13 protein-coding genes and 1 pseudogene are annotated in these 12,798 nt (G+C 43.8%); 8 read left to right on the top strand and 6 right to left on the bottom strand.

The window, feature by feature from the left end; all coding sequences use genetic code 11:
* Positions 1-265 precede the first annotated feature (265 nt).
* From Q0852_RS10125 to Q0852_RS10140, 4 genes and pseudogenes are all read left to right on the top strand, one after another.
* On the top strand, positions 266-412 hold the full coding sequence (locus tag Q0852_RS10125) for a hypothetical protein (protein WP_299017906.1): 147 nt from the start codon (positions 266-268) through the stop codon (positions 410-412).
* A 65-nt stretch (positions 413-477) separates the two neighbouring features.
* A pseudogene (locus Q0852_RS10130) lies at positions 478-723 on the top strand (winged helix-turn-helix domain-containing protein); the annotation flags it as partial.
* Between the two features lie 19 nt (positions 724-742).
* A complete protein-coding gene (locus Q0852_RS10135; protein WP_299017907.1) occupies positions 743-3,571 on the top strand; it encodes a hypothetical protein in 2,829 nt (942 codons plus the stop codon).
* Positions 3,572-3,888: 317 nt separating this feature from the next.
* A complete protein-coding gene (locus Q0852_RS10140) occupies positions 3,889-4,521 on the top strand; it encodes a hypothetical protein (RefSeq protein WP_299017908.1) in 633 nt (210 codons plus the stop codon).
* Here the strand turns inward: Q0852_RS10140 and Q0852_RS10145 are convergent.
* From Q0852_RS10145 to Q0852_RS10155, 3 genes are all read right to left on the bottom strand, one after another.
* Positions 4,510-5,256 (bottom strand): MBL fold metallo-hydrolase, encoded by a 747-nt coding sequence (locus Q0852_RS10145; protein ID WP_299017909.1) that lies wholly within the window; start codon positions 5,254-5,256, stop codon positions 4,510-4,512. The two genes, Q0852_RS10140 and Q0852_RS10145, sit on opposite strands and share 12 nt — an antisense overlap.
* Positions 5,257-5,544: 288 nt before the next feature.
* On the bottom strand, positions 5,545-6,783 hold the full coding sequence (locus Q0852_RS10150; RefSeq protein WP_299017910.1) for an NYN domain-containing protein: 1,239 nt from the start codon (positions 6,781-6,783) through the stop codon (positions 5,545-5,547).
* 257 nt (positions 6,784-7,040) lie between these two features.
* Positions 7,041-7,484 (bottom strand): hypothetical protein, encoded by a 444-nt coding sequence (locus Q0852_RS10155; RefSeq protein ID WP_299017911.1) that lies wholly within the window; start codon positions 7,482-7,484, stop codon positions 7,041-7,043.
* A gap of 193 nt (positions 7,485-7,677) precedes the next feature.
* Here Q0852_RS10155 and Q0852_RS10160 point away from each other — a divergent pair, with 193 nt between their 5' ends.
* Positions 7,678-7,992 carry a DUF6506 family protein gene (locus Q0852_RS10160; protein ID WP_299017912.1) on the top strand — a complete coding sequence of 105 codons (315 nt, stop codon included), beginning with the start codon at positions 7,678-7,680 and terminating at the stop codon, positions 7,990-7,992.
* A gap of 10 nt (positions 7,993-8,002) precedes the next feature.
* Positions 8,003-8,857 (top strand): helix-turn-helix domain-containing protein, encoded by an 855-nt coding sequence (locus Q0852_RS10165; RefSeq protein ID WP_299017913.1) that lies wholly within the window; start codon positions 8,003-8,005, stop codon positions 8,855-8,857.
* A 47-nt stretch (positions 8,858-8,904) separates the two neighbouring features.
* On the opposite strand, the gene Q0852_RS10170 is transcribed toward Q0852_RS10165, so the two are convergent.
* Positions 8,905-9,504 (bottom strand): GNAT family protein, encoded by a 600-nt coding sequence (locus tag Q0852_RS10170; protein WP_299017914.1) that lies wholly within the window; start codon positions 9,502-9,504, stop codon positions 8,905-8,907.
* A 95-nt stretch (positions 9,505-9,599) separates the two neighbouring features.
* A complete protein-coding gene (locus tag Q0852_RS10175) occupies positions 9,600-10,466 on the bottom strand; it encodes a helix-turn-helix domain-containing protein (protein ID WP_299017915.1) in 867 nt (288 codons plus the stop codon).
* 281 nt (positions 10,467-10,747) lie between these two features.
* Here Q0852_RS10175 and Q0852_RS10180 point away from each other — a divergent pair, with 281 nt between their 5' ends.
* Positions 10,748-10,975 (top strand): hypothetical protein, encoded by a 228-nt coding sequence (locus tag Q0852_RS10180; RefSeq protein WP_299017916.1) that lies wholly within the window; start codon positions 10,748-10,750, stop codon positions 10,973-10,975.
* A 69-nt stretch (positions 10,976-11,044) separates the two neighbouring features.
* Here Q0852_RS10180 and Q0852_RS10185 read toward each other — a convergent pair whose 3' ends face one another.
* Positions 11,045-11,539, bottom strand: a complete 495-nt coding sequence (locus tag Q0852_RS10185; protein ID WP_299017917.1) for a copper chaperone PCu(A)C — start codon at positions 11,537-11,539, stop codon at positions 11,045-11,047.
* A 287-nt stretch (positions 11,540-11,826) separates the two neighbouring features.
* On the opposite strand from Q0852_RS10185, the gene Q0852_RS10190 reads away from it, so the two are divergent.
* A complete protein-coding gene (locus tag Q0852_RS10190) occupies positions 11,827-12,765 on the top strand; it encodes a LysR family transcriptional regulator (protein ID WP_299017918.1) in 939 nt (312 codons plus the stop codon).
* Positions 12,766-12,798: the final 33 nt, after the last annotated feature.

Consider the following 12,798-nt stretch of genomic DNA (forward strand, 5'->3'; position numbering starts at 1 on the left):
TAGTCCTTCTTGGTCGAAAGATCTGATCACGGAACCAGCTTTTAGTTCCCAAGATTCTTATCCCGAGCTCAGGTTAACTAGGCGTCCCTGACGAAAGACACGGGCTTTTCGTATGTGTTGAATTCGGCTTCAGTTTTTCACTTTCCTCCATTACAAATAAATACTTTGTAATTGGCTTGTATTGATGAGCTTTAATTTACAAGCAGTAAAATTGGAGTAGTATACACAGCATTATTGCACGGTGTTCAATTGTTGTGATATAAGAATGACGAAAATAGTATTGGTGGAAGATGATTCAGAGTTGAGGGCGAAGCATCAAACCTATCTGGTACAGCAAGGGTATGAGGTGATGCTTTCGGAAGAAGCTTCTGTATTGGAGCTGGTTTGCGATGTTCAGCTGTTGAGATCATAGACGAGAAACTGGTATGTGGACGGTTGCAGTTAAATAGCCGGCACAAAAGGTGTGTTTTGAGTGAGCAGGTGGTGTCATTGATCGGTAGCGAGTTCGACCAACTGTGGTTGCCGGCTTCTAATGCCGATGAAGTGCTATCTCGAGAATTCTTGGTTAAGAATATACGTGGTGTTGAATATGACGGTTTTGATCGCACCATTGACAATAAAATTGCGACATTGCGCAAAAAGCTTGGTGATACGCCGTCCCAGCCAAGAAAAATCATTACCGTAAGAAGTAAAGGTTACGTATTCATGCCAGATTGCTGGTAATAACAATAAGGTTGTAAAAATGAAAAGGAATACACTCAAGCAAACGTTGGTAGGTATGCTCGTGAGCGCTAGCCTGTCGGCAGCTTCAGTGATGGCGGCACCAGTTGCCTGGGATGAAGGTAGTAAAACCTGGTTGACGCAACAGTCGGAACATTTTTCCGTTCATTTTGTAGATGGTCATCAGCAAATGGCTGCCAAGGCGTTGGATATTGCTGAACGGGTTCGCAGCGAACAGTTACCGTTTTTTAATTCTGCACCGCAGGCCCGTACCGAAATGGTACTGGTTGATGATTTTGATTTTTCTAATGGTTGGGCGACTCCGCTTCCTTTTGCGCAAATCCGTTTATTTATGAGTCCACCGGAAGACGGGGGTGATCTGGCAACCAATGATGACTGGATGCATATGCTGATCCGTCACGAATATGCTCATATTATGCATATGGAACTGGCTGCTGGCGCTCCTAAGGTTTTGCAGAAGATTTTTGGTCGTCAGGCGTTTTTCTTCCCGCATGCCCTTACACCATCGATGCTGTTGGAAGGGTTAGCCGTTTATCTTGAAACGAATAAAGAGCTGGGTTATGGCCGCCTTCAGAGCAGTAATTATGCAATGGAAATGCGGATGGAAGTTGCCAATGGTGAGATAAAAGATCTTGATCAGGTGGTTGTTGCCGATCGTGAATGGCCACTGGGTTATCAGTACCTTTACGGTGCCTATTTTATGCAATACCTCTCTGATACCTATGGAGAGGATAAGATCCAGCAATTTGTGCAAGGTTACAGCCGCCGAATCATTCCTTACTTTTTGATCAACCGTAGTGCCAAGCAGGCATTTGGCCGTGATTTTGATGCCTTGTGGCAAGATTTTCAGGCTTATCTTGAGGCTGAGTTTGCTCCTCAGCTGGCGAAGTTGCAGGCTCAGTCAGTTATTGGTGAGGATCTTCAGTTAACCCCATTCTTGCAAGTGACAGCAAGCAGTCAGCAAGGTCTGCTGGTAAACCGTAGTAACGGTGAGGATCGCCCGGAAATTTCAGCGTTTGATTCACAAAATAATGAGTGGCAGTCGCTGACTGCGGGCAAAAATGTGTCGGCTATGTCTTCACACCCGCAGTCAGGGTTGGCTGTATCCCGACTGATCCCATATGCCGATGGCAGAGGATATAACGATATCTTCTTATTTCGTGATGGCAAGTGGCAGCAATTGACAGAGCGACAGCGCTTTAGGAAAGTACGCTGGTTACCTAATGGCAAGCAGTTGGTTGCAAGCCGTAAAGAAGCCGGGATCAGTGAATTATGGTTGTTGGACGCTCAGCAGAAAGGCGAAGCCGTCAGGGTATGGCGAGGTGATGCAGATACAGTATTAGGCTCATTTGATGTTTCGCCTAACGGAACGGAGCTGGTTGCAGCAGTTAAGCGCTCTCAGCAGGGCTGGGATCTGGAAATCCTCGATCTCGATACTAAGGCATGGACACCGTTGACTGAAACCAAGGCCGCCGAGAGTAATCCTGTTTATCTACCTGATGGCCGGGTTGCTTTCAGTGCGGACTATGATGGTGTCTTTAATATCTATGTCCTTGATGAAGCGAGTGGTCAGCTTGAACAGTGGACGCGAGAACCTGGCGGAGCGCTCCAGCCGATATGGCAGCCAGGGGAAGGACTCTTCTATCAAGCTTATGACAGCAAAGGTTACCAGCTACGTCATTTGGCTGAGCCGAGAGTATTATCGACGCAGTTTGTTGGTGACTTTCAGGGCAAATATAATTATCCGCCAGCCGCTCCTAAGAGTGTAGAAAAGATGGAGCCTGTATCGTACAGCCCGTGGTCAACATTGCGTCCTCATAACTGGTTGCCTGTTATTCAAGCTGATGATACCAGGACCCAGCTTGGTGCGATGACATTTGGGTCTGATGCTTTAGGGCGTCATAATTATCAACTTTTAGCAACTTGGGATGTCGATAACGAGTTGGCTGATGTTAATGTGCAGTATCAGTATGATAACCGCTGGTTGGTGACGCTAAATAGCAGTCATGATTTCGATAAATTTACTCAGGGAAACAAGAGTGATTACCGCATAACCCGCGATGATTATTTCTCGGTTCAGCGCAACCATATTGTTACAGCTTTTGAAGATCAGTTGAGCCTTCATGCTGGTGGTGTGCTGGATAAAGAGAGCTTGGTTGAAGATCCGGATTTCGCGGTGGCAACGCCATTTAGGGAGAGTAATGAAACTTTGGTTGGTTTGGCGGCAACTTTCGATAATCGAGAAGCTTATTTGAATGTGCCGGGAATTGGCTGGGGGCATTATTTTGATTTTGTCGCTGAAACTAACGAGTTTTTTGGCTGTGATTTTGAGGGACAAAAATACCAGGCTCAATGGCTGGGTGCTTGGGATCTACCGGGAAGAACGACTTTGACGGCAAGGCTGGGCGCCGGTTATGCTGATGATGAAGCCAAGAGCTTCCGCTTGGGCGGCAATGATCGGTTTGAAGAATCTCTCCTGTTCGGCCGTGATACCCAGGCCCTTAGAGGCTATGATGAGTCGGCGCAGCGGGGGCACCGTTACGCGACGCAGCGCCTGGAAGTGAAAACCTGGTTGACTCGCTTTGAGCGTAACTGGTCACTATTTCCGGTTGGTTTAGGTGATCTGTCCGGTGCCGTTTTTGTTGATTCTGGCGCGGCATGGGATGCCGGTAAAGATCGGAAGCAGCTGACGGGTATGGGCGCTGAAATTACGCTGGAAGCGAAGTTGGGCTATAACCGGACTCTGCCAATCACCCTTGGATACGGTCACGGTTTTGATAGTAAGCTCGGTAAAGATGAAGTTTATTTCTCAGTCTCAGGCGATTTCTGATCCGCTTAATAATGAGAATACAATGTCATGGATGATAGATAGCCTTTTGATATGACTATACTGATATAAGTTTCCATTAAGTGAGTCGTTTAATGAAAATGGACTATCAGCAGAGAAGAGCTGCAGTTCACCGCTGCAGCTTTTTTTATATAACCATATATTGCAGGTAAGGCGTGATGAATGCCCTTTATCTGAGTTATTTTTCTGAGGGGAAAATATCGCAATGGGAAAAACGGGTGCTGAAGCAGGCTAGCAAGCTGATTGTCACCTCATAGTCTGACTGGATTGCCTATCAGCAATTGGTTGGTGAAAGAAAGGTGGCCTGGATACCTGATAGTCATGACTCAATTCTTGATCATGCTTCCGGAGAAAAGACTGTTTTCACTATTGGATATAATGGTTCGTGGGGCGATTTTCGCTGTTCAGTTAAGGGAATTCTAAGTCAGTTGGCGAGCGTCGATTTTCCGTTTCGTTTTATCTGTATTGGTAAGTATCAGCCGGATTTTTGCCGTTGGGTTGAGAAATATGGCTTAGCTGGATCTGTATTCATGTTTGAGCCGGTGGATAATACTCAGGCACAGGAACTTTTACGTCAGTGCGATGCGTTGTTTATTCACAAAGGGCCACCCGATAGGGGGAAGAGCGATACGCATCTTGCGACCCAAGCCATTGATTATGTGGCAAGCGGTAGGCTGATACTGGCGGAATTGCCTGAAGGAGAAACAGTAAGCTTCCTGCGTCGTTTTGCCGGTCAGCTCTATGAGGTGAACGCGAAATATACCGGAGAGTATCAGCAGCAGCTATCAGCGCTCTACCATCGATGGCAACAGCAACCCGAGCAGAGGTACTTTCCATCCTCTGAGTTCTATCAGGCGTTTGATCCCCAAAACCTCGCCTGTCGATTGTATCAGCTACTCAATGAAGTCCGGTTTCACGCGCTAGCGTCTTAAGACTTTTTTAAGTTTGGCTTTGACCGAGCGCCAATGGGTTACCGGAATTTCAGGTGCATTTTTCAGCAGGTATTGGAATTCCTGTTCGGAAGGTTGAACTTCGCCGCCGTGGGCCAGAATAATTGAATCAGGTTTGAGGGCCATGACTTTCTGAAGTGAAGTCCGGTAACGGTTGGGATAGAAAACGGGGTAAGGGGGAATATAGCGGCCTTTTACCTTGACCATGAGATCGGCAACGTAAATTCGGTTACTGGGTTGGTGATATAAAGATAAATCCCGGTCTGTATGACCTTGGGTTGATAAGCAGATCCAATCAGGGAAACCAGGAAGAGGCTCGCTGTCGTCAAGAATATAATCAGGTTCAAGCTGGCATGGGTACCAGATATGGCTCTTTGGCTTTTTCATTCGCTTGGCAACCCATTTGGCCAGCAGGATGTCGCTAATATGCATTAACTTTCCATCAAGCCCTGAATACCATTGTCCGGTCACATTGGCAGCAGCAATGTTACATCCACTCATGCGGCGTAATTGATGAGCAGCTCCAGCATGATCGGGGTGCATATGGGTAACAACGACCAGCTTTAGGTCGCTAAGCGGTCTCTGAAGCGTTTCCTGAATAAATTGTTTGATTACCGGAATATCAGCTCGGCTGCATCCATCGAGTAGTAATAACCGATTTTGATATTCAGCTAGATAAATCGACTGTATGTACCCTTCTATTTGATGGAGTTTCATTGTTGTTTGTACTCCCTATCCCTGTTGAGCGATTTTTAATCATTCTGGTATTCATTATTCTCTAACTCATCGGACCATTCAAGCTGAAAGATTATGTATAGCTAGGGAGATTAGTTTCAATGTAGGTGCGGCTTATAATGGGAAGACGATAGTTTTTAGGTTATTGGTTGGCTGTTTTGTAGATGAAGCATTGTGTTGTCATGATAACGTAGAAATAAGTTATAAATAAAAAATAAATATTTAAACAATAGGGAGGAAATATAAACCTCCCTGGTTTTAGTTGAGTTATTATAAAACCTTAATCATGGTTGCTTTTTTGGTTTTTTTATGGTCAAGATAATTGGCGCTTTTTATGATATCATTGATTGATTTAAAATTATATTGCTCGGGTTTTATTTGTTTGCTTAATTTTGATTCAAGCACTTGTGTGTTTATCCAGCCACTTTTGTCTTTATATTTATCGATAGTGTTATAAATTATCGATTTGAGGTTTTGTTTTTGTATGGTGCTTTTCTTTTTTGTCGCTTTTCTGACAAAGAAGATGTTACCTTCTATTTTTGTTTCGAAGTTTTTATTGGAAATTATAACTTTAGAAAGTTTACCTTTGGTGTTAACTCCAGTTTTACTTTTTAAAAAAGCACCAATTTCGTTTAGTCTTACCCATTCATTATTTTTCTTTTTTTGTTCTTTTAGCAGGGCTTCGAAAGCTTTCTCTAGGTTGACGATGTTTTCGTTACTATTTTCTTTTTTGTCTAGTTTTTCAAACTTTATATATGTTGACGTGTTGGTCTTCTTTCTTTCTAACTTGGTGATGATTTTGTTGTATATTTGTTTTATTAGATGCTCGCTATCTTCTTTTTGTTGATTACTCGTTAACTTTATAAGTTTGCGATGAATGTCGCTTAATTCATACCAGTGGTTGTTTTCGATACTTTTACTTTGCTTTATTGCTTCATGCATTATTTTTTGTATGTCTGTTTCTTTTTTAATTGTTTTTTCATTGGATTGGTTAATGTTTTTAATGTCATTTTTAGGCTTGATGCTGCATGGTTTTTTGTTAGATTGAGGATCTTTAATTGGTTTAACTATATCATCGGTATAGATGAAATCAGAACATGACTCAATTAATGGAGGCGGGGTTTTTCTTTCACCAGCTCCAATTACTTTAATACCTGATTGCCGTAGTCGAACAACAAGAGGGGTGAAATCACAATCAGAAGTCATAATGCAAGTAGCATCAATGTCTACATCTTTGCTATGAATTGTATCCATAACATCAATAACAAGGGCTATATCTGTTGCATTTTTTCGTTTTGTTAAATTAAATTGTTGGGACGCCTCGATGCCGTTTTTATGTAAAATTCTTTCCCATGCGCTTAAGTTGTCATTCTTCCAGTTTCCAAATGCTTTTCTTTTACACGTCTCTCCATGTTCATCCAGTGAACTTAATACAACATCAAGACTTGATGGGGATGCGTTGTCAGCATCTATAAATAATGCAATTTTTAGGTTTTCTTTATCTTTCATTACTGTTTTGTGAGATGTGTTATATGTTAATCATGATAGCATTATTTTTGTATGGGATAAATTAATTGTTTAATCGTAGGTGCTTGTGAAAATGATATTAGATACTACCTTCTTTATTAGAAAAGTCTCCAGCATCTTTTGTTACTGTGCCATGAGACTAATTATATTAATTATCGTAGGGGAGAGGTGTTTGCTAAGGTGTTAGGAAAGATGATTACAACTGAGTAATCGTCATCGTAAATTCTTCGATACAGCTTCTACCTATACCTCTGCGCGAAATACCCCTTATTTCCACAATGAAAATTATGGTACGGCGAATAATCGTCAAAGTGACCGGTCTCATCCGGAACATAGCCTTTTTCTATGTAATCCCTGATGAGGTTCGCCAGAATTTGGTAATACTCATCATCGCTGTTGCAGTGGTTTTTTAAATGTTCAAGGTACGGAGTGTAACTCGTGCTGTCGAGTGAACGCAGAATGAAAGCGACAGTGGTGAGAGCGACGCCAAACTCATTGGCTTCAGTGAGGTGGATAAGGTCGGAGGCAACACCTTTATGGCGGCTATATAGCAGGCATTCGTGGTCGATAAGTTCTTTGGCTACTGTGTTGATGTTATCTGAGTAGCTGACCACATAGAGATTTTTGGGATGCCCGCTGACGGCAAAAGGTGATTTGATTGTGTGAAGGTGTAGCTTGTCCATTGCAAGTCCCCCGAGATTAGTCGCGTGGTTAATCTTTCTGCTCACTCTATTTTGGCTGATGATGTTTTGCTTTGCCTGACCTTTTTGTTTTAGTTGTCTGAAGGATCAGTTGGCTGTTGGCGTATTTCTACAATTCATTTTTTCGCTTGCTCGGTAAGATGCCAGCCATCAACGTAAAGAGGGGATTTGAATTATGTCTGAAGTATTTAAAGCGGCTTTTATTTTTGTTGCACCTGAAGCTGATCCGGCAACTGATGCATCATGGGTTCGTACCAAAGAAGTTCACGTGAAGACCATTGCAGTATCTGGCTATCAGGAAGCCTGCGAATTGATCGATTTATTGGTAGACGAAGGCATAAAGGCCGTTGAGTTATGTGCCGGATTCGGCCACCAAGGCGTTGCGGAGGTTGTGAAGGTTGCAGGTGATCGTCTGCATGTCGGTGTGGTACGTTTTGATAAGCATCCATGCCTGGGTTTTGCCAGCGGTGATGAACTGTTCCTGTCTTGATGGATAGATAATGCCGCCTCTGTCACCACCAGAGGCGGTGTGCTACATTCGCGTCATGAATACATTACTTATCAGACCGCGCTCACCGCTTAATGATTATATTGCTCAGTTCTGGCTATGGGAGCAGAGTGATCCATTGGCGATCCCTGACATCTTGCCGGGAACGGGTGTCGAGATTTTGTTTAATCTCGGCGATCCTGTTGTGACTGAGTCGCCTTCACAAGTAAGGCTTAATTTTGGTGAAGGTCTGGCGATCTGTCCGCGTAAGTCTGTGTTCAGACTTAAACCGACAGGTGCGACAAAAGTGCTGTCAGTACGTTTCCGCTCGGCAGGTTTTTTTCAGTTGTTTGGTATTCCTCTGACGGAGATCGCCGATCAGGTTGTAGATGTCAGCGCCATTATGCCGCAAACTATTTTGTCGCAGATTGCCGGATCCGGTTCAAATATAGCGACAATCTCTTTGTTGGAAGCTTGGCTGATACAGCAGGTTAAGCCGAAGAAGGAGGATGTTTCCGGGCTGGAGTGGGCAATCGATGAAATCTATTACCAGCACGGCTCTGATGTGATCAGTGACGTAAAGTTGGGGCTAAATGTCAGCGAGCGTACTTTCCAGCGCAAGTTCAAGGCTTATACCGGTGTTGATGCTAAATATTTTGAGCGGACATCTCGGTTCCAGTCCGCTCTAAGAACCTTGCTCTGTGAAGGCAGTACCCAATATACCGGGATAGCGCTGGATCACGGTTACTATGATCAGCCTTACTTTATCAAGGAATTTAAATTTTTTACCGGTGTGACCCCGAAGCAGTATCTCAATGAAGAAAATTTCAATTTAAACCATTATAACAACGATATATATGGTTCATGACTCCTGTAGAGGTTGGCGGCCGTATCAATTTTAGGATAGTGATTTGTTCATTTGATGGACTTAGAACTCAGCTTCTTAAAGTCAGCTTTGCTCATACCAAACCAGAGCCTGTCATCAAAACTGTTATCCAGGCGATAATAGTCTCTTTGTCGTCCTTCAATAGTAAAACCGGACTTTTCCAGTACCCGGATTGATCCTGTATTCCCTGCATAGCAATCAGCACTGACTTTATGGGCATCAAGTTGTTCGAAGGCCAAGGTGGTGATGAACTTGCATGCTGTAGAAGCGATACCTTGTCGCCAGGCATGTTCTGCAATTTGATAGCCGACATCAAAGTTGCCCGCTAGCATCATAGCCGGACTCAGGCCGACCATTCCTATAAATTCCCCACTGTGATTACGGATGATAAAGGTCGGACTTTCCGGCCATTCGTTATTGGCGATCGCTTCCCGAGTATTGTCGATGATTGGCATAAAGAATGCCTCATACACTTCGACCGGAGAAGGAGCGAAGAAGAGATATTGAGTGACATTGGGGTTTTTCAGCATGGTGACAAGATCGCTGAAGTCGTCTTGCTGGATCAGCTGAATGTTTAAGTCATCGGTTAGCGGGCAAGGTAGTCCTTGCTTTAATTTTTGATACTGCATTGCGTCATCGTGGTTGTTTTTAATTCACTCATAGTAACGTTATCTGAATGGCTATGATTGAATAAAAGCGACAAGTTGGCTTTTTTCAAGTCATTTCAACTAATCGATTGATTATTCATGGCCTGAGTCGGTGATTCGAAATCACCGTAGATATCAATGATCAGGTTTCGGGTGTTGAGATAGTTTCCTGGTGTCGTTCCGATTGTTTTCTTTAACTGGCGGATAAGGTGGGGCTGATCGCTAAAGCCAAACCGGAATGCAATTTCTGCCCAGTTGAGCAAATGGTTAGGTTGTTGGTATAGAAAGATAAACAGTTTATCGAGCCTTATCATAATTTCATATTGCTTAATGGTTAGCCCGGTGACTTTTACAAAAGCGCGCTCAAGGGTTCTGCGTGAGCAGCCGAGCAGGAGCTCGATATTGGTGGTTGGCTGTTGTTCAATGAGCGTGAGTGCTTTTTGTGTCAGTTGCACATAGTGATCGATTCTGGCGTGTTCCATCATACGGCTTATGAGCAGATCCAAGTGCTTTGCTGTCTCGACCGGATCGGCTCTGAATGTAAGCATAGAAGTAAGGTGAGCGGTGTGAAGTTGCGGGTGTAGGTGAAGTAAGTTGTTAAAGCTGCTATTTAGAATTTGTTTACCATCAAGTCCCCAGAGGCCGTATGGGGCTCCGGGACGAAATTTAACACCTAACCTCAGGACATTACTGCTATCAAGTAGTGTCAGGGATCGGTTGGTTGGCATCAGTATGTGAGGGCCGGTAAAACTAACACTGTTGTCTTCGTTATATCGGTAATGATGGATCGTGTTTTCTGGGGTGATCACCAAGTGGGCATTCGGATTAGGGAGCAATACGGGTGTCGTTCTATTGCTATCATTTGGGGCGAATTCTAGCAGCCAGTAACATTCAACCCATTGGGCGATATCGAGGCTTAATGGGGCTTGTTTCCACGTTTTCATTGCTTGGCTAATGTTATTGATGATGGTTCATATTAACAATTATTTGCTGATGGGAGTCGAATTTGTGCCAGTAGGAAATTTGTTAACTAATACACAGAATGAGTACGGTTAATAATGCTTAAGTTTGGCGTAAATTGAAATATGGAATGGCTTGTTTCGCTAAGTTTGGTGGTGTAGTCAAGAAGTCTGCTTTTAAGTTATTGATTTTTAAAAAAATGCTTTTTTGGTGCGAAGTTTGCTAGGCACTGTTGTATAAGAAACAACAACTTGAGGAACAAAAAATGGAATTTACAGGTGTGGCTATTGTTGCCATTGTTTTTGGTTTTTTGGCTATTCAGCGTTATTTGGGTCATCGGGCCGAGATAAAAAAACTGGAGGGTGCCAGCGGAAGTGGTGAGGTTCAGGAACTCAAGCAAGAGGTGCAGGCACTGCAGGAGCGTGTATCCGTGCTTGAGAAAATTGTGACAGATACGGGCTATCAGTTGAAAGAAGAAATCAGGAAATTGTAGTGAGCAGAAACGAGAAGCCGCTCGAAGATTCAAACGGCTGATGAAAATATTAAGGGATTAAATAATCAATTAATGATGGGAGTGATGTTTATTGTCGTTGTTTTCCGGGCCTTTCGGTTGGTAGGTGGCTGGCTCGACAGTGACTTCGACTTCAATTCGTCCGGCTTTGGCAAAATGCAGTGTCAGTGGGAAGCGTTCGCCTAGTTTTGGTGTATTTTGTAAATCAAAGAACATGATGTGGTAGCTGCCAGGTTTGAGGTTTTTTGAACCGTTGGCAGGTACGACGATTTCCTCAACTTCACGCATTTTCATCATGCCATCTTCATGAATATGGGCATGTAACTCGGTTTTTCCTGCTATAGGGGATTCAGCTCGGATCAGAGTGTCATTTTCGTTGCCCTTGTTACTGATTTCAAAGAATGCCGCAGCAACAGAAGAGCTTGGTGGTACTTGCTTGGACCATGGGTGGTCGATATGCAGTTGTCCACTGTTGTAGTCGTGTGCACTAGTCAGGCAACTAAAAAAGAATGCGCTACTTAAGATAAGTTTGGTGATTTTTTTCATGACTTTACTCCATGTCCAATATCGTGTTGATAATAGTTGTGACTGAACATTATTTAATGTGCGAATGTGCGCATATTATCAGAGGTGAAACAATTTCGTAACGTTTGGGCAGGTGCTTGTTGTTGCTTTGAGAGGTTGGTAACGCAATTGTGCTGTGTTTTGGGGGATGCAAGGTGACATTTAGCCCGTATCTATTACACTAGCGCCTTTTTTGGTTGGGATGCTAAGCGGTAACTGAACGCTTGATTTGCCAGATAACCCAATAGCGAAGTTAGGGTGCGAATACATTGATACAAGATCGAGCAGGCCAGATGGTCGTCTTTAATACTTTAGTTAAGGCTGGGAGCTTTACGGCTGCAGCCAGGCAGCTAGGTGTGTCGACATCCCATGTCAGTAAGCAGCTGGGTGCCCTGGAGGCAGAACTGAACTTACAATTGGTTCAGCGAACGACACGTAGCTTTACTCTTACCGAAGCAGGCCAGCGTTTTATGGGGTATTGTGAGCAGGTGGTCACTGCCGTTCAGGATGCCGATGCCATTATGGATGATGCGCGAGATGAAGTGGCGGGTGTACTTAGGCTAGGTGTCTCCCAGTCTTTCGGAACAATGCATATTATTCCGGCAATTGAGCAACTTCGTAAGCAACATCCGGAATTGCAGGTGGAAGTAAGCCTGTTTGACCACAAAGCCAATATGCTGGAAGACGGTATCGATTTGTGGATCACCAACTATGAACAGATCCCGGATGGTTATGTTGCCCAAAGGTTAGCTGATTCCCGTTTTGTTGTGGTGGCATCGCCTGATTACCTTATTAATCATCCATCGCCTCATCATCCTAATGATTTGGTTGATCATAATTGCCTGACTTATCGCAGCCGCGAGCGTAATTATTGCCGATGGTCTTTCAAAAAGCAGGACAAGGAGCTGTATGTCACGGTGGCCGGTAATTACCGGGTCGATTTGGCTGAGGCTGTGCGAGATGCTGCGATTTCCGGTTGGGGTGTGGCGTATCTGGCCAGTTACCTTCTGACTGATGAATTTCGTACAGGAAAGCTGATTCAGTTGCTACCTGATTGGCAGGCGAACCAAAAAATGCCTTTCTATGCTGTCTATCCAAGCCGTAAGCATTTGCCACGCAAAATATCAGCAGTCATTGAATACTTTAAACAGCATATTGGCAAAACACCGTATTGGGACGCCACGCTTAAGCCGTTGGTGAAATTCTAATAGTGAATAAAACGGTGAATAAACAGTCATTGC

Origin of the sequence: uncultured Photobacterium sp. (assembly GCF_947502415.1) — a bacterium.
Taxonomy (GTDB): domain Bacteria; phylum Pseudomonadota; class Gammaproteobacteria; order Enterobacterales; family Vibrionaceae; genus Photobacterium.

Coding starts and splice junctions, on each gene's coding strand:
- Q0852_RS10180 (WP_299017916.1), top strand. CDS start 10,748: ATGGAATTTACAGGTGTGGCTATTGTTGCCATTGTTTTTGGTTTTTTG.
- Q0852_RS10165 (WP_299017913.1), top strand. CDS start 8,003: ATGCCGCCTCTGTCACCACCAGAGGCGGTGTGCTACATTCGCGTCATG.
- Q0852_RS10135 (WP_299017907.1), top strand. CDS start 743: ATGAAAAGGAATACACTCAAGCAAACGTTGGTAGGTATGCTCGTGAGC.
- Q0852_RS10170 (WP_299017914.1), bottom strand. CDS start 9,504: ATGCAGTATCAAAAATTAAAGCAAGGACTACCTTGCCCGCTAACCGAT.
- Q0852_RS10175 (WP_299017915.1), bottom strand. CDS start 10,466: ATGAAAACGTGGAAACAAGCCCCATTAAGCCTCGATATCGCCCAATGG.
- Q0852_RS10185 (WP_299017917.1), bottom strand. CDS start 11,539: ATGAAAAAAATCACCAAACTTATCTTAAGTAGCGCATTCTTTTTTAGT.
- Q0852_RS10160 (WP_299017912.1), top strand. CDS start 7,678: ATGTCTGAAGTATTTAAAGCGGCTTTTATTTTTGTTGCACCTGAAGCT.
- Q0852_RS10145 (WP_299017909.1), bottom strand. CDS start 5,256: ATGAAACTCCATCAAATAGAAGGGTACATACAGTCGATTTATCTAGCT.
- Q0852_RS10150 (WP_299017910.1), bottom strand. CDS start 6,783: ATGAAAGATAAAGAAAACCTAAAAATTGCATTATTTATAGATGCTGAC.
- Q0852_RS10125 (WP_299017906.1), top strand. CDS start 266: ATGACGAAAATAGTATTGGTGGAAGATGATTCAGAGTTGAGGGCGAAG.
- Q0852_RS10155 (WP_299017911.1), bottom strand. CDS start 7,484: ATGGACAAGCTACACCTTCACACAATCAAATCACCTTTTGCCGTCAGC.